The 281-nt window shown below is 39.9% G+C and carries 1 rRNA gene; it reads left to right on the forward strand.

From position 1 onward, the window contains the following. Window positions 1-190: 190 nt before the first annotated feature. A 23S ribosomal RNA gene (locus AU377_RS09280) occupies window positions 191-281 on the forward strand; the annotation flags it as partial.

Genomic DNA, 281 nt, shown 5'->3' on the forward strand with positions numbered 1-281 from the left:
ACGTTTTGCGTTCAGTTTTGAAGGTTCATGGAAAAGCGGAAAACACCGCTTAGATATGAAAACTTCAAAACTTGTTCATTGAAAACTGGATAAAACGACATTGAAAGCAACAAATCAAGTAATCAACTTATTTGCAATACCTTTTTAACGATTCAACTTTATATCGCTATGAAGTTGATCGACCATTTTAGGTTAAGTTATAAAGGGCGCACGGCGGATGCCTTGGCACTAGGAGCCGATGAAGGACGGCACTAACACCGATATGCTTCGGGGAGCTGTAA

This window comes from Sporosarcina sp. HYO08, assembly GCF_001563475.1.
In the GTDB taxonomy this organism is placed as follows: domain Bacteria; phylum Bacillota; class Bacilli; order Bacillales_A; family Planococcaceae; genus Sporosarcina.